The organism is Algoriphagus aquimarinus (assembly GCF_900112005.1).
Lineage (GTDB): Bacteria > Bacteroidota > Bacteroidia > Cytophagales > Cyclobacteriaceae > Algoriphagus > Algoriphagus aquimarinus.
In genome coordinates, this window is the sequence record NZ_FOKK01000006.1 from 125,710 (window position 1) to 150,760 (window position 25,051).

18 protein-coding genes and 1 tRNA gene are annotated in these 25,051 nt (G+C 40.5%); 13 read left to right on the top strand and 6 right to left on the bottom strand.

All coding sequences use genetic code 11. The features are described 5' to 3' along the window. Positions 1-28 precede the first annotated feature (28 nt). A complete protein-coding gene (locus BM291_RS09745) occupies positions 29-2,302 on the bottom strand; it encodes a glycoside hydrolase family 20 protein (RefSeq protein ID WP_092896750.1) in 2,274 nt (757 codons plus the stop codon). A 296-nt stretch (positions 2,303-2,598) separates the two neighbouring features. Between BM291_RS09745 and lepA the strand changes: the two genes are divergently transcribed. From lepA to BM291_RS09770, 5 genes are all read left to right on the top strand, one after another. Next, complete coding sequence (lepA, locus tag BM291_RS09750; protein ID WP_092896752.1) at positions 2,599-4,392, top strand: translation elongation factor 4; 1,794 nt, start codon at positions 2,599-2,601, stop codon at positions 4,390-4,392. 106 nt (positions 4,393-4,498) lie between these two features. Next, the gene (locus BM291_RS09755) at positions 4,499-4,852 is read left to right on the top strand and encodes a four helix bundle protein (protein ID WP_092896754.1); all 354 of its coding nucleotides are present in this window, start codon (positions 4,499-4,501) and stop codon (positions 4,850-4,852) included. Positions 4,853-5,002: 150 nt separating this feature from the next. Beyond that, positions 5,003-5,884, top strand: a complete 882-nt coding sequence (locus tag BM291_RS09760) for a bifunctional 5,10-methylenetetrahydrofolate dehydrogenase/5,10-methenyltetrahydrofolate cyclohydrolase (protein WP_092896756.1) — start codon at positions 5,003-5,005, stop codon at positions 5,882-5,884. A gap of 81 nt (positions 5,885-5,965) precedes the next feature. Then, a tRNA-Leu gene (locus tag BM291_RS09765) sits at positions 5,966-6,049 on the top strand. A 441-nt stretch (positions 6,050-6,490) separates the two neighbouring features. Continuing rightward, the gene (locus tag BM291_RS09770; RefSeq protein ID WP_092896759.1) at positions 6,491-7,639 is read left to right on the top strand and encodes a 6-bladed beta-propeller; all 1,149 of its coding nucleotides are present in this window, start codon (positions 6,491-6,493) and stop codon (positions 7,637-7,639) included. A gap of 641 nt (positions 7,640-8,280) precedes the next feature. Here the strand turns inward: BM291_RS09770 and BM291_RS09775 are convergent. Continuing rightward, positions 8,281-9,150, bottom strand: a complete 870-nt coding sequence (locus BM291_RS09775) for a hypothetical protein (RefSeq protein ID WP_092896761.1) — start codon at positions 9,148-9,150, stop codon at positions 8,281-8,283. A gap of 198 nt (positions 9,151-9,348) precedes the next feature. Here BM291_RS09775 and BM291_RS09780 point away from each other — a divergent pair, with 198 nt between their 5' ends. Together BM291_RS09780 and BM291_RS09785 are read left to right on the top strand one after the other, a co-directional pair. Beyond that, the gene (locus BM291_RS09780) at positions 9,349-9,891 is read left to right on the top strand and encodes a DsrE family protein (protein ID WP_092896763.1); all 543 of its coding nucleotides are present in this window, start codon (positions 9,349-9,351) and stop codon (positions 9,889-9,891) included. 45 nt (positions 9,892-9,936) lie between these two features. Then, positions 9,937-12,459 (top strand): ATP-binding protein, encoded by a 2,523-nt coding sequence (locus tag BM291_RS09785; RefSeq protein ID WP_092896765.1) that lies wholly within the window; start codon positions 9,937-9,939, stop codon positions 12,457-12,459. A gap of 2 nt (positions 12,460-12,461) precedes the next feature. Here the strand turns inward: BM291_RS09785 and BM291_RS09790 are convergent, their stop codons facing one another. After that, positions 12,462-13,862 (bottom strand): sigma-54-dependent transcriptional regulator, encoded by a 1,401-nt coding sequence (locus BM291_RS09790; RefSeq protein WP_092896767.1) that lies wholly within the window; start codon positions 13,860-13,862, stop codon positions 12,462-12,464. A gap of 542 nt (positions 13,863-14,404) precedes the next feature. On the opposite strand from BM291_RS09790, the gene BM291_RS09795 reads away from it, so the two are divergent. From BM291_RS09795 to BM291_RS09815, 5 genes are all read left to right on the top strand, one after another. Continuing rightward, a complete protein-coding gene (locus tag BM291_RS09795; RefSeq protein ID WP_092896769.1) occupies positions 14,405-16,288 on the top strand; it encodes an amidophosphoribosyltransferase in 1,884 nt (627 codons plus the stop codon). Between the two features lie 138 nt (positions 16,289-16,426). Next, the gene (locus tag BM291_RS09800) at positions 16,427-17,479 is read left to right on the top strand and encodes a M42 family metallopeptidase (RefSeq protein ID WP_092896771.1); all 1,053 of its coding nucleotides are present in this window, start codon (positions 16,427-16,429) and stop codon (positions 17,477-17,479) included. A gap of 31 nt (positions 17,480-17,510) precedes the next feature. Beyond that, a complete protein-coding gene (locus BM291_RS09805) occupies positions 17,511-18,548 on the top strand; it encodes a phosphatase domain-containing protein (protein WP_245786825.1) in 1,038 nt (345 codons plus the stop codon). A gap of 16 nt (positions 18,549-18,564) precedes the next feature. After that, positions 18,565-19,470, top strand: a complete 906-nt coding sequence (locus BM291_RS09810; protein ID WP_092896775.1) for a diacylglycerol/lipid kinase family protein — start codon at positions 18,565-18,567, stop codon at positions 19,468-19,470. Between the two features lie 80 nt (positions 19,471-19,550). After that, complete coding sequence (locus tag BM291_RS09815; protein ID WP_092896777.1) at positions 19,551-20,354, top strand: 3-keto-disaccharide hydrolase; 804 nt, start codon at positions 19,551-19,553, stop codon at positions 20,352-20,354. 369 nt (positions 20,355-20,723) lie between these two features. Here the strand turns inward: BM291_RS09815 and BM291_RS09820 are convergent, their stop codons facing one another. Then, complete coding sequence (locus BM291_RS09820; RefSeq protein ID WP_092896779.1) at positions 20,724-21,827, bottom strand: Gfo/Idh/MocA family protein; 1,104 nt, start codon at positions 21,825-21,827, stop codon at positions 20,724-20,726. A gap of 139 nt (positions 21,828-21,966) precedes the next feature. On the opposite strand from BM291_RS09820, the gene BM291_RS09825 reads away from it, so the two are divergent. Continuing rightward, positions 21,967-22,545 carry an aspartyl/asparaginyl beta-hydroxylase domain-containing protein gene (locus BM291_RS09825; RefSeq protein ID WP_092896781.1) on the top strand — a complete coding sequence of 193 codons (579 nt, stop codon included), beginning with the start codon at positions 21,967-21,969 and terminating at the stop codon, positions 22,543-22,545. A gap of 155 nt (positions 22,546-22,700) precedes the next feature. Here the strand turns inward: BM291_RS09825 and BM291_RS09830 are convergent, their stop codons facing one another. Next, on the bottom strand, positions 22,701-23,351 hold the full coding sequence (locus BM291_RS09830) for a carbonic anhydrase family protein (protein ID WP_092896783.1): 651 nt from the start codon (positions 23,349-23,351) through the stop codon (positions 22,701-22,703). A 30-nt stretch (positions 23,352-23,381) separates the two neighbouring features. Then, a complete protein-coding gene (locus BM291_RS09835) occupies positions 23,382-24,986 on the bottom strand; it encodes a SulP family inorganic anion transporter (protein WP_092896785.1) in 1,605 nt (534 codons plus the stop codon). Positions 24,987-25,051 lie beyond the last annotated feature (65 nt).

Sequence of the window (25,051 nt, forward strand, 5' to 3'; positions counted from 1 at the left end):
GTTTTGGGTTTTTAATTTTCAAAAATGATTAATTAATCACCAACTCGTCCACAAAGAGAAATCCTTTCTGAACATTTGGCGCAAAAACCTTGACGTATCTGGCTTGTTTTCCTTCCAGTGATCCTTTGAAGTCTTTAAGTACTTTCTCCTTTTCGGTGGCTGCAACATCATTATCGATTCGAAGTACAGTTTCAAAGGTTTCCCCATCAGTAGAAATAGAAACTTCCAGAAAGCCCGGCATAAATACTCCTGGGCCGGCCACTTGCATAAAGGTTGCCGAGAATGAATTTAAGGTAGTTTCCTTTTCCATATCCACCGTCACATCAAAATCAGAAGTAAAGCCTTGCCACCTGCCATCGTTATAGGATTCGCCTCCTCGATAGCCATCGGTCATGCTTCCTGCATCTCCCGCGGGATAGGATTTGTTCCAAGATTTTCTATACTCTACAGGTTTGCCGATAGCCAAGTGATAATCCACTTGCTTAGTCAATATTGGATCGGTGATTTTACCTTCCAGAAAAACTGCCGCCACGATAGTCGCACTTCCAGTTACAAAAAACTCTCCTTTATAGAGGTACGATTCCGAAGTTGGCTGGGTGCCGTCTGTGGTATAATAAATAGTAGGCTGACTGATTTCACTTTCTAAGGTGATGCCGATTCGCTGCCCATCCGTATCGACATTCATAAATGGGATAAGCTTCGTGGTAGGGTTATACTCGTACTTTACACCTAATTGATCCAGACGAGGCAATTGGTTTTTAAGTCGGGTTTTAAAAGAATTCCAATCCTGAGAAGACTCAGATGACCAAGCTCTTTCTGCCAAAGCCAAGACATTCGGGAAAAGCATCGCATCAGCTAATGCTTCAGAAGGGATAGTTTCAGTCCAGAGACAAGCCTGCAGCCCTTTAATCTTATGTCTCAATTCTTCAGGGAATTTTGAGCCGAGCAAAGGCTTATTGTAAATATCAAACAACTTGGAATTGGGAGTGGAGAAATAGAATGGATCTCCAGGAGCTAATATCACCTCATTGCCATTTTGCACGGCTTTATCAGGTACGCCCGCAACCCAATTTCTCCAATACATTACCTTCAAATTGGAGTCAATTCCACCCGCCATGGCATCGTCCCAGACCACTACCTCTTTGCCGTTTTTTTGAAGAAAAGCAGAAACTCTATTTACAAAGTATGATTGCAGTTCATCGGCGCTTTGCATGCCGTTTTCTTTCATAAACTTATTGGCAGCTACTGATTCTTCCCATGTCTTTTTCTCCACCTCATCAGCTCCGATATGGATGTATTTTGATGGGAAAATATCCATCACTTCAGTTAATACATTTTCTACAAACGTGTAAACTTCCTCATTCACGGGACAGAGAGGAGTAGAAAAAAGATCGCCCCATGCAGCTTCACCATTGCAGGCAAGTTCTGGGTAAATCGCGATAGCAGCCATCATGTGACCTGGCATATCAATTTCCGGGATGATCTCTACATGCTTGGTTTGTGCATAACTGACAAATTCCCGAAGCTCGTCCTGCGTATAGAATCCGCCATAATAAGGCGTTCCATCTCGCATTTCAATGTGCTTAGGCTCCAAAGCGAATCGTGGGTCTTCCTTGGATTTATCTATACAGATAGAATCCTGGCTGTTGAAAGTTCTCCATGCGCCTTGCTCAGTGAGCTCTGGGTATTTTTTGATTTCTATTCTCCAGCCTTGATCATCGGTCAGGTGGAGATGCAGCTTGTTTAGCTTGTACAAAGACAATAAATCCACGTAGCGGCGAAGGTAATCCATAGAGAAAAAATGCCTGGAGACATCCAGATGCATGGCGCGCCATTCGTACTGCGGCTGATCTTTGATTTCTAGCTCAGGCAAATTTATCTCGTCACTGACCTCGCCAGACTCCATGCTTGAAGGAAGAAGTTGGCGTAAAGTGATCAAACCATAAAATACGCCTTCTGCATCTCCTGCTTCCAGGGTCACTTTATCAGGGGTGATTTTCAGATGATAAGATTCAGGATTCTCAGAAGCTTCTATTTTTCGGATCTCAATGACGTTTTTTCCATCTGCTTCCGAGAGATTTTGGCCAATAGCCTGTGTCATCATGGATTGAAAAAATGCGACTTCTTCTGAAAAAGCACCTTGATCCTCTACGATAAGCTGTGTACTGGAATTCAGGTTGAAGTTTCCATTTCCAGTTTCCATTTGGGCTGGATAAGGAACTATAGAAATTTCTACTGGTTTTGGAGTGGAGCAAGAAGCAAGTAGAAAAAGAGCAGTAGTAAAAAGAATAAGGTACCTCAAGGTGAATCAATATAGGTGAGGTTCAAAGGTAGAGTTGAATTGCCAGATGGTGAAATTGGTGGAGGAAAAATCAGTCCGCTTTTCGAACGAGAAACTGCTCTAATTCTTCTATCGGTGCTATTCATTTCGAGTTCATCAGCATGGTTTTTATCTAAATTACCCATTTGTATTTTTTCTCACTAGGTACATTTGCCAAAATAATTGCTAAAATCAGCAGTTGATTTGTCACTGGAACGGCTATCATTGGATTTCTAGATTCTCATTTCTGCTAGTTATTTACTACTTTTGCGCCAATAATGGATATGCAAAAAATAAGGAATTTCTGTATCATCGCCCATATTGATCATGGGAAGAGTACACTGGCGGATAGATTACTACAGCAAACTGATACTGTCGCAGATCGCGATATGCAGGCTCAGTTGTTGGATAATATGGATTTGGAGCGTGAGCGTGGTATCACGATCAAATCTCATGCGATCCAGATGAAATATACTCACGAAGGTGAGGAATATACCCTCAATCTGATTGATACCCCAGGTCACGTGGATTTTTCATACGAGGTTTCCCGGTCGATTGCTGCCTGTGAAGGCGCTTTGCTGATCGTGGATGCATCTCAGGGTGTAGAAGCGCAGACTATTTCCAATTTATACTTGGCACTTGGCCACGATCTGGAAATTATTCCAGTTCTGAATAAAATTGACCTTCCTGGAGCCGATCCAGAAGCAGTTGCCGATGAGGTGATTGATCTGATCGGTTGCGATAGAGAAGATATTATTTTGGCCTCCGGCAAAACAGGAATCGGTATTGATGATATCCTGAAAGCGGTGATCAATAGAATCCCAGCTCCTAAAGGAGATCCGGATGCACCGCTTCAAGCGATGATTTTTGATTCGGTTTATAATCCATTCCGTGGAGTTGAGGTTATTTTTAGGATTTTCAACGGTACTTTCAGTAAAGGTGACAAGATCAAATTTGTCAACACTGGAAAAGAATACGAGGCGGATGAAATCGGGATTTTGGGCTTGAACCAAATTCCTCAGCAAACCATGAGCGCTGGTAACGTAGGTTACCTGATCTCTGGGGTGAAAGTCGCCAAGGAAATCAAAGTGGGTGATACGATCACGCACATCAAGAGACCTTGTGATAAAGCAATTCAGGGTTTTGAAAACGTAAAGCCAATGGTTTTTGCGGGTATTTATCCTGTTGAAACTACGGACTATGAGGAACTTCGTTATTCTATGGAGAAACTCCAATTGAATGATGCTTCGCTAGTTTGGGAACCTGAAACTTCCATGGCTTTGGGCTTTGGGTTCCGTTGCGGATTCTTGGGAATGCTTCACATGGAGATTATCCAGGAGCGTTTAGAGCGTGAATTTGACATGACTGTGATCACTACAGTTCCGTCGGTTCAGTTCAAAGCTTTGATGACCAACGATACCTATCAGATTATCAATGCGCCATCCGATATGCCAGATCCTACGCGGATGAAGCACATCGAGGAGCCCTATGTGAAAGCTTCTATTATCACTGCCTCAGAATATGTGGGCGCGGTAATTACGCTTTGTATGGACAAGCGTGGTCAGATCAAAAACCAGGTTTACTTGACTGCAGAACGAGTTGAATTGACTTTCGACATGCCTTTGGCTGAGATTGTTTTTGACTTCTTTGATAAGCTGAAAACCATTTCCAGAGGCTATGCTTCTTTGGATTATGAATTGAAAGGATACGAAATCTCGCACATGGTGAGACTGGATGTGATGCTAAACGGAGAGCCAGTTGATGCGCTTTCTGCTGTAGTTCACAGAGATAAAGCTTATGATTGGGGCAGAAGACTTTGCGAGAAACTGAAGGAATTGGTTCCACGTCAAATGTTTGAAATTGCTATCCAGGCAGCTATTGGGCAGAAAATTATCGCTAGAGAAACAGTTAAAGCAATGCGTAAAAACGTGTTGGCGAAGTGTTATGGTGGTGATATTTCCCGTAAGCGTAAACTCCTAGAAAAGCAGAAAAAAGGTAAGAAACGTATGAGACAAGTCGGAAACGTCGAGGTTCCTCAGGAAGCGTTTATGGCAGTGCTTAAGCTGGACTAGTCTGAATTACGAATTTTGATTTACGATTTACGAGATCAAATGCACTTCATTCCTGATTTTTCATAGTTGCCTTTATTTATATTACTAGAATATAAATATTGCATTTATGAAACAGGAAATGATTCGAAGGACAAAGCAATTTGCGATTGATGTTTGGAGATTGTGTTCTAAGTTGCCGCATACTAGAGAGTTTAATAGTTATGTAAATCAACTGATCAGAAGTTCGAGTTCCGTAGCAGCAAATTATCGAGCAGTTGGGCGGGCGAAGTCAAAAGCTGATTTTATCAATAAATTGAAAATAGTGGAGGAAGAGGCAGATGAAAGTCAGTTCTTTCTTGAAGTGATAGATGAAATAAATGCTGATCTGGAGTTATCACCCGAGATCAAAAGACTAATTAAAGAAGCAGATGAGCTAGTAGCTATTGTTGTTGCTAGCATAAAAACATCAAGATCCTCTTAATTCTGAAATAGAATTTAAGGATCAATATATAAATTAAGGGTTGGAGGCATAGATAGTAGTCGGGGCTTAAATCAGATCTGTTTGAAGTTGTAAAAACAGTATGAGGTTGTCATAGACCTCGTAAATCGTAAATCAAAAATCGTAAATCACATGGTCTTAATCGACGGTAAAAAAACATCCTCTGAAATCAAATCTGAAATCGCTATTCGCGTAGCGGAAATAAAAGCTGAGGGAGGTAAAACTCCTCATTTGGCAGCTATTCTCGTGGGAAGTGATGGCGCAAGCCAAACCTATGTAAATGCAAAGGTGAAGGCATGTGGAGAATGTGGTTTTGAATCTACTTTGGTGAGACTGGAAGACGATGTCTCTGAAGAAGAATTGTTGAAAGTGGTCGCTGAAATCAATGAGAATCCGGATATAGATGGATTGATCGTACAACTTCCTTTGCCTAAGCATATCTCTGTGGAGAAAGTAACCGATAAGATCAAGCCTGAGAAGGACGTGGATGGATTTACTCCAGCTAACGTGGGTCGTATGGCGCTAAACTGGCCAGCTTACGTTGCTGCAACTCCTTACGGGATTATAGAATTGCTGAAGAGATATGATATCCAGACCTTAGGCAAGCATTGCGTGGTGATCGGTAGATCTCATATCGTGGGAAGCCCAATGAGTATCCTGATGGCTAGAAATGGCTATCCAGGAAATGCAACCGTGACGTTGACACATAGCCGAACTACTAATCTTCCGGAAATCGCCAAAACTGCTGATATTCTGATCGTAGCTTTGGGCAAACCTCATTTCGTAACAGCCGATATGGTAAAGCCAGGCGCTGTGGTAATCGATGTGGGTATTCATAGAATCGAAGATGCTAGCAAGAAATCAGGATTCAAGTTGGTAGGAGATGTGAAGTTTGACGAGGTATCTGAAATCGCTTCTGCAATCACGCCAGTACCGGGTGGAGTAGGGCCGATGACCATTGCTTCTTTGCTCTATAACACGCTGTTATCCGCAGAAAAGAAAGTTTACGGGTAATTCCCAAGAAAATAATCGTAAAAGGTTTACCTCGGGTTTGCTTGGAATAGGCAAGTCTGATACTTTTGCAGACTGTTAACCGCGCACGTGGTGAAACTGGTAGACACGCCAGCTTGAGGGGCTGGTGCTTTAAGTAGTGTGGAAGTTCGAATCTTCTCGTGCGCACAATCAGAGCCTTGATCGTTTATTCGGTTGAGGCTTTTTTATTTACGATTTTAGAAGTACGATTTACGAGGGCATTTTTAGAGTTGAGATTTACGAGTTTTTTTAACCGCAAAGCCGCAAAGCCGCAAAGAACGCAAAGTGGTGACTTCGGTCATTTCGACCAGTGGGAGAAATCTCTCCAAGTTGTCCTGCTTCTCTAGAAGCTGGACTTGGTTCGTTTGCCTAGCCTCGCTTTGTGGTGTCAAGAAACAAAATTGCAAAAAGTCATCAACCGTTCCCAGTCAACCCACTCCAGTAATAGGCTAAAATATTTAAATAGCCTCAACTAGTCTTTTCTCTAATTTTCGTATTATGTATGAGTTTTAGTGTTGGGCTGAGTTTTTTTTAATTTCAAATTTGATCAGGCTCCAAAGAAGGTAAATTCAATTCGTTTTTAATCTTATGAAAAAATACTTAGGTGTACTGGTTCTGGTTTCTTTATTCTCTTGTGGAGAAAGAGTGGAAGAACAAAAAACAGTTGAAAAACTGGGTTTGATAGAGAAACTTGACGATCCAATTGAGTCAGTGGATGAAGCGTTTGAATTTGTTGATTTGATCGATTTTTCTACGCCAGACTCTATTAAATTGGTCTCTATCACGAAACTGGAGCTTTATAATTCCAATTATGTCATTTTCGATAAAAGCTCTACTAAGGTGTATATGTTTGATAAGAATGGAGATTTTGTAAGGACTTTTGGGCAGAAGGGGGAAGGTCCTGAAGAATATCAATCAATTAGGGATTTTGCAATAAGCAATGGAAGTATTTATATGATGTCTGATGCGGAAAGATCTTTAGTTGCTTATGATATTGAAACAGGGGAGTTTCAGGAGAAGATCCACATAAATCTTTTTGGAGATCAAATCGAGTCGGTAAGTGATGACGAGTTTTTGGTCTATACAAATCATAATACCTCTATTGATACTATGAATATTTTTAGATTGAATAGACAAGGGAATATTTTACAAAGCTATTTTGGATACAATGATAACCTTCAGAATATGATCATACCTATGTCTGGCTTCTTGGCAAAAAGTAGTGATCAGGTCTATTTTTCTAAACCTTACGATGAGCTGATCTATGTGTATGATAATGCTTCAAAGGACTTCAGGATAAAATATGAAAGCGGCCTTTTGAGTAACTATATTATTGAGAACAAAGGTGACTTTAGCAAAGTGGCATCACCGGAAGTGATGATGGATAAAAGCCGGGGAGAATCTTTTAATGGCTTTATGTATTTAGAAAATGACAATCATATAGTTTTCAACTTTGTTAAGAGCGCTGGAATTAAAAATGGCATTTATGACAAGAAGAGTAAGGAGATGACAACCTTTGCCCTATCATCGAAAAACCCATTTTTCAAGCTTTTTGATACTGCACTTCATCTTTCGGAAGATGACTTAATCTATATTCCTGTTTACGGTGAAAAACTAGCAGATCCAGATTATTTTATTAATTCAGGCGAATCATCTTTTGAACAAAGTTTTGTAGAAAAGAAGGACTCTTTTCAACATGAAAGCTGGTATTATTTACTAATTGCAAAGGTTTTGTAGAGAGTCTTTTCTTAAGAAACTGTTATTTTTTTACCTCACAGGCATAAAGTGAGTAAAGTGGTGACTTTGGTCATTTCGAACAGAGGGAGAAGTCTCTCCAAGTTGTCCTGCTTCTCCAGAAGCTGGATTTATTTATTCCTGCCTCGATTTGTGTCTCACAAAACGAAATTTGTAGCAGTGTTTGGTTGATACTTGTGGCAGGAATAGTTGCATATTTTTATATTTGAACTATGGCGATAATCTATTTCTTGATCACTCTACTGTATATCGGGGTAATATGGGCGATCGCGAATCCTTCCAAACGTAGGAGTTTGATAAAGTGGTTGGTGGGGTTTAAAAGAAAATAAGTATTATTATCTGTTTTGCTTTCAAAATGGCATTGGGGTTTTAATGAATTTTTTAACTTATTATTTGAGGGTTTATTTAATCTCGGAGGTCACAAAGCTCCTACTTTTCCGGAAGCTGGACTTATTTATACTTACTGCGCCTCGGTTTGTGAAGACACAAACTGAGGCGCAGTAAGTTTTCATTGAGTGATGAGACGAATGTTGTCGGTGAGGGTCTAAAAAATGGATTTCAAATCCAATAGAATAGAAAAGCGTAGTTTTTGATTACGCTTAGCGGAGGGATTTAACATAGTTTTATTCAGGTTCTGGAATTTCCTGAAGGAGACTTTTGTCTGTGGTTGCAAAAAGTCTTGAGGCCTCAAAATTTCTTAAAAACTGCGCTAAAATCCTTTCATGAATGGGAGTATAAATACCAGATGTCGAGAGAAATCCGTAAAAAATAAGATTTATCTCTGTTTTACTTAATACCCCATAAAATAGATTATGATAATATTTTATGTCAATCAATTCTCTGTTTGAATGAATGTGTGCTGTAATACTATAAACGCATCTCATTATTAATTCAATTTGATCCTTGTATTTATCAAAATAGCTATTGAAATAATCTCCTCTATTATTTAAAATTTCAACTCTGGTTTCTTTTTCACTATAATCCTTACTAGAAAATTTCTGCAGCTTTTCTCCAAATAACTTAAAATTTGCGCGGACGCTCTGCGTATTTGACGGAAAATTTTTGTCAATTTGATCACTGTAGTAATCAATTAGTTTAAAAAATGTGGAATCAAATGATTGAATTTGAAATTGTTTATTCTGAAGTTCTAGTTGCTCTTTTTGGCCTTTGATTTCCTCTCTTGTTTCCCTAAGTTCTATTTGATTAATTCTTATTTCTTGTTGAGTAAATAAAAGTTGTTGTCTTTGCCCTAGAAAGGCAACATAGACAAAAAGGATTCCTGAAATGGCGCCAAATGGCGAAGCGACACCTCCTACATAACCTCCGAAATCTGCTAAAGTCAAAAAACTATCGAAAATAATAAAGTTGAAAATTGCGGCTATTGGAAATGGAATGAATGCCACAAAGGCCAGAAATATGGCCCACTTTCGAAATTTTGAAATTTCACTTTCAAGACTATCATATTGAATTTTTAGATCTTCTTCTAATTCCATAGTCTAAACTACTCAAATTGTTAAGATTTTGGAATTTATCAATTTTAAAATAAGAGCCTCTTTTTGTGTCTTTTACAGTTCGTGATGACAAGAAAGGTGGCTTGAATATTCAACTACTATCTAGGATGAGGTTTTTTCCACCAACGGGCTCTTTCCTCCCTTATATTTTTCTTACATTTTCGGGCTAATTACACACTTATGACTCGATTCTTCGCTTCGGCTATCTTTTGCCTTGCTCTTTTTGCTACCCAGTTTTCATTTGCTCAGGATGCTCAATTCCCTCTAGTTAAGGGCTTTGGGGGAATATATGAAGTTCCTGATGCAACCGAAAGACCAGATGGAAGCTTGGATTATTATATCTTAGTGGACATGACTACCGCAGCGACTGATGATGCAGAGGTAAGTCGATGGGTAGATAATGTTGCTCGAATGATGAATCTTCATGGCTTGGCAGGCGTTTCAAAGGATCGCATGCATGTGAAAGTGGTGGTTCATGGTGGTGCCATTTCCACCTTAATGAATAATGAAGTCTATCAGAAACGCTACAGTGTAGATAATCCTAACATCCCTGTTTACAAAGCGCTGGAGGCTGCCGGAGTAGAAATACTGGTTTGCGGGCAGTCCATGCGAGCTAGAAATTTAGAAAAAGCTGATTTATACGATGGTGTTCATGTAGCACTTTCGGCCTTGACTACGGTGACTACGTATGTACCAAAAGGTTATACCGTTCTGAAGTTTTAATCCCCACTTGGAATAATTATTGGTTCCTGGGGTAATGTGTTTTTCATGAAGAGAAAATCCCCAAGTTCCAGTACAGCCGGAAAAGTCGTTACCGGCTTTTTCATAGCCGCTATTTTCCTGATAGGAATGGCTGGGTTGACTTACTATACCCAGAATCGGCTTCTAGAAACCATGAAGGAGCTGGCTGAACCTAATCAGAAGCTCAATCTGCTAAACAAGCTACAGTCTGAGATTGTCCAGATCACCCAATTGGATCATTCTGGAATAGATGCGGACTTTAGAGTTCAGGATTCAAGTGTAATTTCCCTCAAGGAAAAACTTCAGGAATTAAGCGCTCTTGCTGAGGATTCCTTGGAAAACACCTACATAGAAAGCGTGCAGACTAATCTGGATACCCTTATCGTCGGGTATGTGAATCTGTATGAGGTAAAGACAAATTTGGCGAATCGTAATTTCACTCAGGAGGCGCTGAACAAGGTCGAACTTGGGATTCGCCGTCGGGCAGCTAGTCTGGAATTGAAGCCCATTGAGAAAATCAATCCTAAGGATTACCTTTTTAACGAACTGGAGCAGGAGATGTCTTCCCGTCAGGAGGCGAAGGCTAATAATGAATTGCCAAAGGCAATTATAACCAAGGAAGAGGATAAGTCTATTGCGTATTTGCGCGATTTGCAAAAGCAAAACCTCCGTGATTCCAACCTGCCGGAGGGGCAGACTTTGGATAGCGTCCTGTATAACATCAAAGGTGTAATCAACCGAGTCAATCGCGAGGAGTCGTTTCAACGGCAGAAATTGGCGAAAATGGAAGCTGACATTTCTATCAGTCAAAGCAAGATTATCAACACCATTCAAAACCTAGTAAGCACGCTTCAGCAGCGTGCACTGGAGAAGTCGAATAGCCAAAATGACTCAGCTTATAAGCTAACCTACGACATGACTTATTTTCTGATCATGATTGTATTCCTAGCCGTGATTGGGGCTGCAGTGATGGTTTATTCCATTTTGAAAGAAATCAAAGTAACTAAGCGCTATCAGGAAAATCTTGAGATCTCCAGACTGAAATCAGAGCAGTTGGCGAGATCAAAGCAAGAGTTTTTGGCGAATATGAGTCATGAAATCCGGAATCCACTTCATGTGATTCAGGGCTATAGATCTGTTTTGGAGAAATCCGAGCTGGATTCCAGCCAACAATCTCACCTTAGAATGATCGGCTTTGCTTCGGATACGCTTATGGAAATCGTGGATGAAGTTTTGGATTTCTCCAAACTGGAAGCCGGTAAATTGAAGTTGGAAGCTCATCCCTTTGATCCAGAATCACTTTTTTCCTCCTTGCAGAATTTCTTCGAGTTGCAGGCTGCCGAAAAGAAGCTTGCATTTGATTGGTCCTTAGATTTGCCTGAGAATAAATGGTTGATAGGAGATCAATTGAGGTTAAAGCAAATACTAAACAACTTGCTGACCAATGCATTCAAATTTACTTCAGAGGGGTCAATTTGCGTAAATGTGGGGTGGGTAGAAGGTCTGCTAACTGTAGAAATACTGGACACTGGGATAGGGATGTCTGCGGAAGTTCTCGAAAAAGTGTTCCGGGAATTTGATCAGGCAGACACGTCCATTTCCAGGAAATATGGAGGTACAGGGCTTGGTTTGGCGATCGTTCAGCGCTTAGTATCCTTAATGGATGGAGAGATCACCGCTTCAAGCGTAGAGCATCAAGGAACTACGATGCTGGTGAAGTTGCCGATGGCGGCTACTGAATCCCAGGTTGCTGAATTCAACCCTGATGAAATAGTTTCTTTGGATCTTTCTGGGCTGAAAATTCTTCTTGTAGACGACGATAAAGTAGGGATTAGATACTTGGAGACTATACTGAGTTACTTTGGAGCTTCGATTATTGCATATCCTGGAGGTTCTAACTTCAGGGATGAGTTTGTGGAGGTAGATTTCGACTTAGCGATATTGGACATACAGATGCCGGAGTTTTCTGGCTTTGATGTTGTGAAAAGGCTAAGGTCAATAGACAAGTATAAGGAAATGCCTATTCTAGCAATGACGGCAAACGTCTTTGTAGAAGAGCGAGAAAAAATGGTGGAAAGTGGCTTTACCGAAATAGTTTTTAAGCCTTTCCAAGAGCGTGTATTGATTGAGATTTTGGGTAAATTCTTCCCAAATCATGCAGTGAAAGACTTACCAATGAATCAAAAAATAAGTGAATCCGAAAGTTCTCTGTTCCAGCTAAAAGACTTAGCTCGTTTCTGTATGGGAGATGAATTGCTTCTGCAAGATATCGTGCGAGAATTGGTAGAGGAGACCCGTAAAGATCTTGAGAAAATAAAGAATGCGAGGTTGAATGATGATTTTGACGAAGTGTTAGAGATCTGCCATCAGTTGGGTAGCCGTCTGGGACAGATAAAAAGTTCAGCTGGTCAAACTGCCCGAAAGGTGGAGAATAGCCTGAAAATCGGCAATAAAAATGGCCTCGGCGATACGCTGAATCAACTAGATGAGGAAATCCGCATCTTGCTGGCAGCGCTTACCGAGACCATCGACAAAACAGTAAACGTATAGTACTAGTCTAGTCCGTATTTTTCCATTTTGCTGTAAAGCGTTTTACGGTCCATGTTTAGAATCCTTGCTGTTTTGGATTTATTGAACTTGGTGTCCATCAGTACTTTTTGAATCAGTTCCTTTTCCTGTTCTACCCACTGAGATTTATAATCTTTAGGCGAAGGTAATTCAGCTTGTCTGGAATACGAGTTAGAGCTTGGGTTGGCTCCTGCGAAACTCGTGGATGGCTCATAAAGGTCTGCTGGAAGAGCTTCCTTCTCTACATGCGAACCTGCAGAAAGGAGAACTGCGCGCTTGATGATATTTCGTAATTCCCGCAAGTTGCCAGGCCAGTCGTATCCAAGGAAAATCTCCCAAACTTCCGGTGAGAAGCCTTTGACGCTCTTGACTAAGCGCTCATTGCTTTCTTCAAGAAATTGATCTGCAAAATCTTCCAGATCGTCTTTTCTATTTCGAAGGGGAATAGCACTTAGAGTAAACTCATTGAGTCTGTGATATAAGTCTTCTCGGAAATGCCCATCTCCAGCCTGTACGATTAGATTGTCATTCGTGGCTGCAATAATCCGTACATCAATTTGGATTTCTTTATTTCCGCCGATTTTGCGGATAGTCCTTTCTTGAATCGCTCTAAGAAGCTGTATTTGAACTTCATAGCCTAGGTTTCCTATTTCATCCAGAAAAATAGTTCCACCATTTGCCATTTCGAAGTGACCCGTTTTGTTTTCCAAAGCTCCTGTAAAAGCGCCTTTTACGTGTCCGAATAACTCACTTCCTGCTAGTTCTTTGGGTAAGGCACCACAGTCAATTGCTATAAATGGTCCATCCTTTCGGGCAGACAAATCATGAATTCTTCTTGAGATAAACTCTTTTCCTGTTCCCGTTTCACCCATTACCAGCACGCTGAGATCAGTAGGAGAAACGAGCTGAATGTGCTTTTCGAGTTTTTCTGCTTCTACAGAGTTACCTATTACGTAGCTGCTTTGGAATTTGGCTTTAGGAGCTGAGGGAGCAGCTATTGGTTCTGCTGAAGCTGGCTCAGGCACTTTGGCGGATAGAGATTCTTTTACAGTTGCCAGTAACTCATCAGGGTTGATAGGCTTAGTGATGTATTCGAAAGCGCCGAGCTTCATGGCTTTGATGGCAATCCGAATATCCGAATAGTGTGTAATCAGAATTACCTGTGTATCCGGGTAATTGATTTTTGACCATTGAAGTAATTCCATGCCGGTACCATCTGGTAATCTAAAGTCGGCAATGATCAAATCGAATTTAGAATTGCTAAAAAGTTGCTGAGCTTCTTTGACTTTAATGGCAGTTTGAACTGAAAATCCATTTTTCTCCAAGAAGGTTTTCACAATCCTGGAATATGTCAGATCATCCTCTACTAATAATATATGCTTCATGAATTACTTTCTTTAAAGAGGTAATTAACAAAAAAAGCACCAGACAAGTGTCCGGCGCCTTTTACTTAGGGAATTGAGCAACTATTTTTTGATTTCTAAATTTTGGCCATCGTGTTTTATGGTGTTTTATCCTGAATTTTTCAGTTTAGAAAAGAAGCATCCCAATCGAATGGAGAGAAAATAAATCCGGAGAGAAAAAATACTTTGGCCCGAGCAATTATTTTTTACATCGAAAATGGAGTAGTTTTTCATTTTTTCTAAGTGAAAAATTGATTCATAGTTAACTAAGGCGATCATTGTGCCAACTTCGATTTAGCAGAGATAGGCTAGTTTTGCTAGGAAAAGACTAGCCAATGGTGTGGGGAATTTCTGCATGTTGTAGCTATAAATACTAGGAATGAGGTGGTTGGGGAGGTTTTTGAGCTAAGTCAAAAGAATAGGGATTTGCCAAATATTTTGGAAGTAAACAGAACTTATTTTACCCGATATATCTTCTAAAAACAATTACCTTTGAATCTTCAAAATAACATTTGCCAGACTCCATGAGTGACGCTATCAAACACGAATGCGGCATAGCAATGATTAGACTGCGAAAGCCTGCCCAGTATTACATCGATAAGTACGGGACTGCTTCTTTTGCTTCTAACAGGCTCTATGTCTTGATGCAGAAACAAATTAATCGAGGACAGGATGGTGCGGGTGTCGCCAATGTCAAAATTGACACGAAGCCTGGAACTCGCTACATCAGTAGATATAGGTCAGTTGAGCCTTCCGCTGTAAACTACATCTTTGACAAGATCAATCGCAAGTACAAAAAAGCCAAGAAAATAGGCCCAGAGGATGCACTTACGAATGGGGAATGGCTGAAAGATAACATTGCTTTTACAGGTGAAGTTTGGCTTGGCCACCTGAGATATGGCACACATGGCGAGAATTCAATAGAAACTTGCCATCCATTTCTAAAACAAAATAACTGGAGAAGCCGAAACCTAGTAATGGCCGGTAACTTCAACATGACCAACGTGGAAGAGCTTTTTGACAAGCTTGTGGAACTTGGTCAGCACCCAAAGGAAAAAACCGATACTGTCACTGTGATGGAGAAAATCGGCCACTTCCTAGATGAAGAAAATCAACGAATTTTTGATAAGTACAAGCACCAATTCTCCAATGAGCAGATCACTCAGGTCATCGAAGATGAATTGGATTTGGCGAGAATACTAAGAAGATCATGTAGAGATTTTGACGGTGGGTATGCTATGGCAGGCATCGTCGGTAATGGTTCTTCTTTCGTAGTGAGAGATCCTTCTGGTATTCGCCCAGCTTTCTATTATGCAGATGACGAAGTGATTGTAGTGGCTTCTGAGAAGCCAGCCATCAAGTCGGCATTTAATATTGATTTCAATTCCATCAAAGAGATTCAGCCAGGGCATGCCTTGGTGATCAATAAGGATGGTTCCTATGCGGAATCTGAAATCATGCCTGCGAGAGAGAAAAAGTCTTGCTCTTTTGAGCGTATCTATTTCTCTAGAGGTACTGATCCGAATATCTATCAGGAGCGAAAAAATCTAGGAAAAGCACTTATTCCACAGATTTTGAAAGCAATTGATTTTGATCTGAAAAACACAGTCTTTTCATATATTCCAAATACAGCAGAAACAGCATTTTTGGGTATGATCGAAGGCTTAGAAGATTACTTAGCTGCCAAGCGAAGAGAAGTTTTCGTAGATGGCAAGCCTCATATGGGCGATTTGGATGAGCTATTAAGTTTCCGTCCTCGTGTAGAGAAGTTGGTGAGCAAGGATGTGAAACTTCGGACATTCATTGCGAGTGATGATGAACGGGATTCCATCGTGGCCAATGTGTATGATACTACTTATGAGGTGATTAAGACTGGAGTTGATACACTTGTGGTGATCGATGACAGTATTGTACGAGGTACTACTCTTGAGAAAAGTATTTTGACTACGCTAGATAAATTGAATCCTAAGCGAATTATAATCGTTTCCTCAGCTCCTCAGATCAGATACCCAGATTGCTACGGTATAGACATGTCCAAGATGAAGGAATTTGTTGCTTTCAGAGCAGCATTGGCCTTATTGAAGGAGAGAAAAATTGAAAACACATTGGATAGTGTTTACGAAGCTTGTGTGGAGTCTCCTTATTCTGTAGACAACTTTGTGAAAGGAGTTTATAGCGAATTCACGGATGACGAGATTTCGGATAAGATCTCAGAGATTGTCACCAATGACCAAATAAAAGCTGAAGTACAAATAATCTATCAGACGGTAGATAATCTTCATAAGTGCTGTCCTGATCACTTGGGCGACTGGTATTTCACAGGTGATTATCCTACTACAGGTGGGATGAGAGTAGTGAATAAGTCTTTCGTCAACTTCATGGAAGGCAAGACAGTGAGAGCATACTAAGGAAAACGGAAGAATTAGCATTTTCCTTCTTTTGGAAAAATGCATTATAAATTGAAGGCACAGATAATTTCTCTGTGCCTTTTTTACTGCCAAAAGATTTCAAATTCTTAATTTCATCTTAATTAGAATAAATAGAAAATGGACATAAACGTAAGCCTTTTAAAGGAAATCTGCGAAATAGCAGGAGCACCTGGATTTGAAAAAAGAGTTCGGGATCGAGTAATTGATTTAGTCACTCCACTGGTTGACGAAGTGAAAGTGGATAATATAGGGAATGTGATTGCCATCAAGAAGGGTGTGAGAAATCCTGATGGAAAGCGTGTAATGATCGCAGCCCACATGGATGAGATTGGTTTCATTGTCACTCATATAGATGACAACGGCTTTTTGAGATTCCACACGCTGGGAGGCTTTGATCCGAAAACACTCACTGCGCAGCGCGTAATAGTGCACGGGAAAAAGGATCTGGTAGGAGTGATGGGGAGTAAGCCTATTCACGTGATGTCAGCCGAAGAGCGAACCAAATTGCCTAAAACCACAGACTTTTTTATCGACTTGGGCATGCCCAAAGAAGAAGTGGAGAAATACATTACCATAGGTGATCCGGTGACTAGAGACCGAGAACTGATTGAAATGGGTGACTGTGTGAATTGTAAATCAATTGACAATAGAGTGGCAGTATTTATCCTGATCGAAATGCTGAAACAATTAGAAAACCCAGCGTACGATGTCTATGCGACTTTTACGGTACAAGAAGAAGTTGGCTTGCGTGGTGCTAATGTTGCTGCACATGGGATTAACCCTGATTTTGGGATCGCTCTGGATACTACCATAGCATTCGATGTGCCGGGAGCTCAAGCTCATGAGAAGGTGACTGAGCTAGGTAAGGGCACAGCTATCAAGATTATGGACGCGATGACGATCTGTGATTACAGGATGGTGGAATTCATGAAGCAGACTGCTGACAAAGCCAAGATTTCCTGGCAGCCTGAAATACTGGTAGCAGGTGGTACGGATACTGCTGGAGTACAACGTATGGGAAAGCAGGGAGCGATCGCAGGGGCGATTTCCATTCCTACCAGACATCTACATCAGGTGATAGAAATGGCTCATAAGAAAGATATTGCTGATTCCATCGCTTTGTTAAAAGCATGTCTAGAACAGATTGATCAATACGATTGGAAGCATTAATCTGATCTAATAGCCGCCTAATTCTACTCGAATGAAAAATGGACTCATTATAATCTGCGTAATTTTTGCCCTAGTACTGGTATATCAATTCGCAGGTTATTTAATGAGTATTTCTAAGCAGGACAAAATCAAAGTCGAACCTTTTTTGGCCTTTGGAAATAATACTGAGGTGTTTTTCAAAGGAAGAGTAATTAGGGCTTATACACAGAGTAGACCTTCGTCTCGTAAAAGTTGGCTGTCAAATATCATTGCTTCAGTGAAAAGGTATGCAGGATCATCTGTGCCTTTGGCTAAAGTAGAAATCACTTTTCAGGAAAAAAGCTATGTAGTATCCACTGATGAGGATGGGGTTTTTGAGTTGCAGATTGGGGAATGTCAACCCAATAGTGGACTAAGTGAACTAGTAACTTTTCAGGTACTGGAGCCAAAAACCAGGAATTCACCAATTGCCCATATGGATGTGATTCGCTATTCGGGTGATACGGGAGTGATCTCAGATATTGACGATACCATCATTATTTCGCATTCTACAGACATTGGGAAAAAGTTTTGGCTTTCAATATCTAAAAATGCTTTCACCAGAAGACCACTACCTAATGTGTCTGAGTTTTATAAAAAACTAACTGGGAACGGGATTTATCCAATATTCTATGTCTCTAGCAGTGATTGGTCTTTGTTTGATTTGATCAAGGATTTTCTACGTTTCCGTCATATTCCTGATGGGCCGATCTTGCTCAAGGACAAACATATTAATCTTAAAAATATCTGGAGATCTGGAGGTGGTGATCACTCTCATAAATTACAGAAAATTGAGCTTCTGATGGAAATGTACCCTAAGATGCAGTTTTACATAGTGGGAGACAGTGGACAGCATGATCCTGAGATTTATGCTCAAATCATGGAGGAGTATCCAGGAAGAGTGAAAGATGTGTTTATAAGAATTGTGGGCAAATTAGATAAGTCTAGAGAAAGCGAATTAATGAAACTCCACGGTTCAGATCACTTCCATTTTATAGAGTCGTCTGAACAGGCAATAGAAATACTCGAGAAAGAATCAATTATCAACTAGTTTAATATCTGGTAAAATGGCAGCAAAATGTTTGTTGATTTATAACCCTGTTTCTGGAAATGACTCTATTACCGATGTAGAACTTCTGGAAATGGCACAAGTGAGAATGCCTGATTTTTCAGTAGAATTATGGGAGACCACCGGTGAGAATGACGAGGATAAGATTAAAGCCAAATACAACGAGTCCAAACCTGATTTGGTACTTATTGGCGGAGGGGATGGGACTGTAAAATTGGTAGCCAAATGCCTACAGGAGGAGAAAGTACCCATGTGTATTTTGCCTCTAGGCTCTGCTAATGGACTGGCAAAATGTTTGGGCATTAATGATATGGTGGATTCTTGGGAGTCAGTAAGAGATTTCAAAGCCCATTATATTGATGCTATTCAAATCAACGGAGAACTTTGTTTACACTTAGCTGACTTTGGTATCAATGCTAACCTTATTCAGAAATTTGAGCAGGAGGAATCCCGTGGTATGTTAGCTTATGTAAAGAATTCCTTTTCAGAGATTTTTGGTGCTGAGGCTAAGAAATTCCAGCTGGAAATCAGTGGAGAATCCATAGAAGTCATCGCTAAAATGATTGTAATCGCCAATGGAGATCAGTATGGCACTGGGGCGATTGTGAATTGCAATGGTATCATGGATGATGGGAAATTTGAAGTTATCGCTTTCAATCCTGAGACTGCTGAAAATTACGTGCGTATGACTATGGCATTTTTTAAAGGAGATATAGATGAGGTTGAGGGAGTGCGGTCTTGGTCTGTTGAGGAGTGTAAACTTTCTAATCCTGAAGGCGCAGAATTTCAAATTGATGGAGAAATGATGGATTCTACTGATTTCATCTCTGCTAAAATAGAAAAGCATGCGTTTAAGTTTTTGACTGGTAAATCTTTTGCCGCTTGCCACACTTCCTTGGATTGAGTTAGCTTATCCAAAACTGACTTTTTAAACCCCGGAATTCCTTATCTTACTTTTATCTTTTTACATCTAATTAAACCTCCATGTTTAGAAAAATACTAGTAGCCTCTATTTTGGGTACTGCCTTGATTTCCTGTAGTGCAGAGAAAAAAGAAACCCAGGTAGCAGAACAACCCAAAGCTGAATGGATTGATATGTTTAACGGTGAAAACCTGGAAGATTGGACCGCTAAAATATATCATCATGAGTCGGGTGATAACTATCAAAACACCTTTCGTGTGGTCGATGGTACCATAGAGGTGAATTACGATGATTACAATGAAGGCTTTAATGATCGCTATGGTCACCTGTTTTATAAGAAACCATTTTCATCCTTCCATATGACTTGGGAATATCGATTTACAGAGCAATGGCTAGAAGATGCGGCTAGTTATACTTATAGAAATAGTGGCGTGATGTTTCATTCTCAGGCTCCAGAGACTATTTTGAAGGAGCAGGATTGGCCTATTTCTGTGGAATGGCAAATGCTGGCCGAAGAGAAAGAAGGAGTTCCTAGACCAACAGGAAATATGTGCTCGCCTGGAACAGATGTGTTTTTTGAAGGGAAAAAAGATCCTAGACATTGCATTAATTCCACTTCTCCGACATTCAAATGGGATGAGTGGGTGAAGGCTGATTTGATCGTTTACGGAGATTCCTTAGTAGTTCACCTGGTGAATGATGTGAAGGTGTTGGAGTATACCTTGCCTCAGATCGGCGGAGGAGTTGCCAATGGCTTTGATCCAAAATACAAAGAAGACGGCAAGTTGCTGAAAGAGGGTTACATCGGCCTACAGAGTGAAGGTCAAGGTGTGATTTTCAAGAATTTGAAGATTAAAGAATTGTAGTAGGGGCAATGTAAGGGCGAATGATTATTCGCCCCTACGCATGCGTATTTCTTGCCGCCGTTCGTGTAGACACGAACGGCTTTTTTATTTGATAATGTGTATCCTATTATAGGTATTTATCCAAATAGTATTCTGCGAGCTGCTCCTCTCGGCTCCCCTCGACTTCGCTCGTGGGCCGAATGCTAGAATGAAACTAGTGGAGGGTGAAAAAGGTGGCGCAGCTGCCTCTTTCACCCTCCCATTACATCACCGAATACGGTGGCTGAGCGAAGTCGAGGCCTATTGACAGTTACATGCAAACAAACGGTCAACACTATGTAGGGAAGTACTCACTTCGTTCTTCGGTCTTCAGTCTCCCAGCTTTCACCTCTACTTCAAATAAACCGTCTTTCCCGTCTTAGCACTTTCCACGGCTGCGGACAAGATTTCTACCACTATCATATTGTTTTCAAGTGAAGGGAGGGCATATTCATCGAGTATAAGTTCCCCATTGATTACAGCTAAGAATAAGGTGAACGGGTCTTCGAATGGTGTCTTTTCATATTCCAAGTTGTATTCAGTTTCTTCAAATCCGGAATAGCCTTCAGCATTTAAGACACGGACATCAGTTGGATTATCCGCATAGATAGCTCCGGTAAGTCCGTAGATTTCCATGTCTTTTCGGCCAATTGGCCAATTCCATGAGGCTTGAATTATGGCCTGCGAATCGTCATAAGTGAGGATGATGGTTCCTTCATCATCCACTTTCGGATTGTTCTCGGCTTGAAGTTGCTGAGTCACTGCAGTTACTGATTTTGGACGTTTTCCATTTTCAAGCCAAGTCACCAGATTTGCTCCGTAGCATCCAAAGTCGATGATTGCACCACCACCATTAAGTTTTGGGTCAGTTAGCCATTCCAGAAACTCGTCACTTACGCCTATCTTTTTCGGCCCTTTATGCCCATCTCGTACCACTACTTTTCGCAAGTCGCCCACTTCCCCACTTTGAAGGATTTCATAAGCTTTGAAAGTGCTAGGATACCAAGTCGTCTCGTAATTGGTAATGAGGTGAATGTTGTGTTTTTCTGCAAGCGTTTTCATTTTCTGCGCATGTTCCAGACTCACCGCTAGCGGCTTTTCTACCATTACGTGTATGCCTCTTGGTGCGCAAGCTTCCACTACAGCTAGATGATCGTATATATTTCCAAAGGCTGTTACCGCTTCAGGTTTCGTTTTTTCCAGCATTTCTTCCATGGTGTCAAAAACCAAATCCATCGAAATCCCATGCTGCTTGGTAAGTCGTTTTGCCAATTCTCTATTAGGCTCGGCAATGCCCACAATCTCTAAATCAGCTCGGTCTTTTGCATTCAAAATCCAGCCTACATGACCGTGAGTGAGGCCTGCGACCCCGATTTTTGTGCGTTTCTGCTGCGCAAAAGAATGAGTACTTAAAAATACTGAAAGTATTAAACAGAAAATGAATCGGGTTTTCATGGGTTAGTTAGGTTTGAGAACTAAAAAATCGAGAAATTGGATTGACTTTGCAAGGATGCGATGATTTTTAGTTTTAATAGAACTCGGCCATTGCAACACATTCAGTTTGGTAAGGCCTTAAAAGAATATAAGTTTTAGAATGATTAACCAAGATAGGATACAACTGCCATTTCAATTTGATAGTCAATTGCTTCAGGAAGAGGTGAAAAAACTGATAGAAGTGGAGTGGATCAACCATTTTGTAACACAAAATTACCAAGGGAATTGGTCAGTGATTCCGCTCACAGCTAGAGAAGGGGTGACGCATCCTATCTTAATGGCGACAGCTATTCCAGGTGATTATGATTTTGTCCCGACTCCTTACTTAGAATCCAGTCCTTATTTTCAATCAGTTTTGGAAAGCTTCAAAGCAGAAAAATGTTCGGTGAGGTTGATGAAATTAACTCCAGGTTCGGAGATAAAAGAGCATCGTGATTATGATTTGGATGAAGGAGAAGTTCGGATTCACATACCCGTTTTCACCAATGATAAGGTGAGCTTTTTTGTGAATAACCGGAAGGTGGAAATGAAGGAAGGGGAATGCTGGTATCTTCGACTTTCTGACCCACATAGCGTTCTAAATGAAGGCGAAACGGATAGAATTCACTTGGTAATGGATATGAAGGTGAATGACTGGCTTATGGGAATTATGGGTCAACTTATATCCAAAAGGCAGTGATATAATCAGAAAGCTTTTGTGAGATTTTCTGATCGAAAAGGAGCTGCTTGAAGCAATCCCGAGTTTGTAGGTAGTATCCCATTAAATGTGTAAAGTAGCCCGAAAAATTATAGAACAGCTTTTCAACGTTTACACACTTAATGGGATAGTATTAATTAATGAGTTACTGGTTCCTCAATTTTGGCTTTCATGAAGCTCACCTCTCCAGTCTCCACGTCGTAATAGCTACCTACCATTCCTATTTCGCCACTTTCGAATAATTCTTTTAAGACTGGGCTTTCTTTGATAATGGTGTCCATCATGCAAATCACATTTTGTTTTTCCACCGCATTGATAAATTCAGGATCAGTTTGATCTGTGTCAGGCATTACATTTTTAACCTCATCAATAGCAGGATTAATCTTCTCCAGTAAGCCAGTTAAGTTTCCAGTTTTCACTCCTGCGCATGCACCTTTAATTGCCCCGCATTTGCTGTGACCAAGAACTACTATAAGTTTTGATCCGGCAAGTTTACAGGCAAACTCCATGCTGCCCAAAATGTCATTGTTTATAATGTTCCCAGCAATCCTGATACTAAAAACATCTCCTAGACCTTGGTCAAAGATCAGTTCTGCTGAGGTTCTGCTATCAATACAACTCAATACCACGGCAAAGGGAAATTGACCGTCTTTGGTTTCATTCACTTGCTCAAGGAGATTTCTATTTATTTTCAGATTATTTATAAACCTCTGATTGCCTTCTTTTAATATTTCTAAAGCCTTTGCTGGAGTAATTGTAGCTTGAGTTTCTGCTGTATGTGCTTTCATTTTTCTAATGTTAGGATGTGGGGGATAGGATTAATTTTGAAACAATTCACTGTATTTGTCTTCTGATAAAACACGTTTTTCCGTGTAGACATTGTTGTTCGATTCAATGTCATTTTCAAGTTTATATGCTTTTTTGAAACCTATAAGTACGACGGTGATGCCTTTTTCTTCGGCATTTATCATCTTAAATTCATTGATCAAATCCAAAACATCTTGAGCGATATATACGGTGTCAGATGCATCAATAATTACGTTAGAGTGGTCAGGTAATTTGTTAAGGGTAAGCTTGATTGCAGCTTTATTGAGAAATGAAACCTCTTGAGCCAAATCTACATGGATCACGTCGCCACGTTTGTATTCCTCTGTTCTGAAATAGTAAGCTTTTTTAATATTTCCTCTAAGAATGAACACAATACTCATAAACATTCCCAATGCTACGCCATTCAGTAAACCTAGGAAAACGACTGCTAATAAGGTGATGATGAAAGGGATAAATTGATACTTCCCGCGCTGCCAAAAGTGCTTGACGGTACTTGGGTTTGCCAATTTGTAACCTATCATTAATAAAATGGCGGCAAGTGTCGCCATTGGAATCATATTCAGAATAGTTGGTATACTGAGCACACAGATAAGTAGTAGTAAACCATGCACAATAGCGGACATTTTGGTTTTTGCTCCTGCGTTTGAATTTGCAGAAGACCTCACTACCACCGAAGTCATAGGCAATCCTCCTAATACTCCGCTGATTATGTTTCCAATTCCCTGGGCTTTTAATTCCATGTTTGTATTGACAAATCGCTTTAACGGATCCAATCTTTCAGTAGCCTCTATGCATAAAAGTGTTTCAATAGATGCTACTATAGTTATGGTAAAGGCGACTACCCATACAACTGGATTAAATATCGCATCGTAGGATGGAGTTGCAAAAATGCCTTTGAATTCTTCAAAACTGGTTGGTACAGGTAGGCTCACCAAGTATTCTGGGGTGACAACCAAGGAGCTATTTGTCATTATAAATATCCCATTGATCAAGATACCAGTAGCAACGGCTACTAGTGCACCTGGAACAAGCTTTAGCTTCTTCAAAGCAGCAACTTTGTTCCAGACTATAAGTACTGTTAAAGACGCTGCAGTGATAATCAAAATGCCAGGTTGAATCTCTTGAAAGGCGGTAAATAAGTCTGCAAACAGCCCGAAACCAGAACTGATTTCGACGTCTGAACCTAAAGCTAGAGGGATTTGCTGAATAAGAATAATTACACCAATTCCTGCTAGCATGCCTTCAATTACATTGGAAGGGAAGTAATTAGATATGGTTCCTGCTTTCACAAAGCCCAGGAGTATTTGCATAGCTCCGGCTAGAATAACGGCTATTAAAAATGCTTCGTAACCAAGATCGGTAATAGCGACGAAAACAATTGCTGTTAGGCCCGCAGCAGGTCCTGAGACACTTATGTGGGATTGGCTTAGAAATCCGACTACGATACCTCCAATGATTCCTGAAATAATTCCTGCAAATAACGGTGCTCCAGAGGCCAATGCGATTCCCAAACATAGCGGTAGCGCTACCAGAAATACGACTAAACCTGATGCAACATCTGATTTCAGATGCGCAAATAGATTATTACTTTTCATGTAATTAAATTATGAGTTAAAATTCCTGCACTAGTAAAAACAAGCGTGCTGCCTGTGTGTTTAGT

Excerpts from the sequence above, each read along its gene's own strand:
- lepA (WP_092896752.1), top strand. The coding sequence starts at position 2,599 with ATGGATATGCAAAAAATAAGGAATTTCTGTATCATCGCCCATATTGAT.
- BM291_RS09755 (WP_092896754.1), top strand. The coding sequence starts at position 4,499 with ATGAAACAGGAAATGATTCGAAGGACAAAGCAATTTGCGATTGATGTT.
- BM291_RS09760 (WP_092896756.1), top strand. The coding sequence starts at position 5,003 with ATGGTCTTAATCGACGGTAAAAAAACATCCTCTGAAATCAAATCTGAA.
- BM291_RS09770 (WP_092896759.1), top strand. The coding sequence starts at position 6,491 with ATGAAAAAATACTTAGGTGTACTGGTTCTGGTTTCTTTATTCTCTTGT.
- BM291_RS09775 (WP_092896761.1), bottom strand. The coding sequence starts at position 9,150 with ATGGAATTAGAAGAAGATCTAAAAATTCAATATGATAGTCTTGAAAGT.
- BM291_RS09780 (WP_092896763.1), top strand. The coding sequence starts at position 9,349 with ATGACTCGATTCTTCGCTTCGGCTATCTTTTGCCTTGCTCTTTTTGCT.
- BM291_RS09785 (WP_092896765.1), top strand. The coding sequence starts at position 9,937 with ATGAAGAGAAAATCCCCAAGTTCCAGTACAGCCGGAAAAGTCGTTACC.
- BM291_RS09790 (WP_092896767.1), bottom strand. The coding sequence starts at position 13,862 with ATGAAGCATATATTATTAGTAGAGGATGATCTGACATATTCCAGGATT.
- BM291_RS09795 (WP_092896769.1), top strand. The coding sequence starts at position 14,405 with ATGAGTGACGCTATCAAACACGAATGCGGCATAGCAATGATTAGACTG.
- BM291_RS09800 (WP_092896771.1), top strand. The coding sequence starts at position 16,427 with ATGGACATAAACGTAAGCCTTTTAAAGGAAATCTGCGAAATAGCAGGA.
- BM291_RS09805 (WP_245786825.1), top strand. The coding sequence starts at position 17,511 with ATGAAAAATGGACTCATTATAATCTGCGTAATTTTTGCCCTAGTACTG.
- BM291_RS09810 (WP_092896775.1), top strand. The coding sequence starts at position 18,565 with ATGGCAGCAAAATGTTTGTTGATTTATAACCCTGTTTCTGGAAATGAC.
- BM291_RS09815 (WP_092896777.1), top strand. The coding sequence starts at position 19,551 with ATGTTTAGAAAAATACTAGTAGCCTCTATTTTGGGTACTGCCTTGATT.
- BM291_RS09820 (WP_092896779.1), bottom strand. The coding sequence starts at position 21,827 with ATGAAAACCCGATTCATTTTCTGTTTAATACTTTCAGTATTTTTAAGT.
- BM291_RS09825 (WP_092896781.1), top strand. The coding sequence starts at position 21,967 with ATGATTAACCAAGATAGGATACAACTGCCATTTCAATTTGATAGTCAA.
- BM291_RS09830 (WP_092896783.1), bottom strand. The coding sequence starts at position 23,351 with ATGAAAGCACATACAGCAGAAACTCAAGCTACAATTACTCCAGCAAAG.
- BM291_RS09835 (WP_092896785.1), bottom strand. The coding sequence starts at position 24,986 with ATGAAAAGTAATAATCTATTTGCGCATCTGAAATCAGATGTTGCATCA.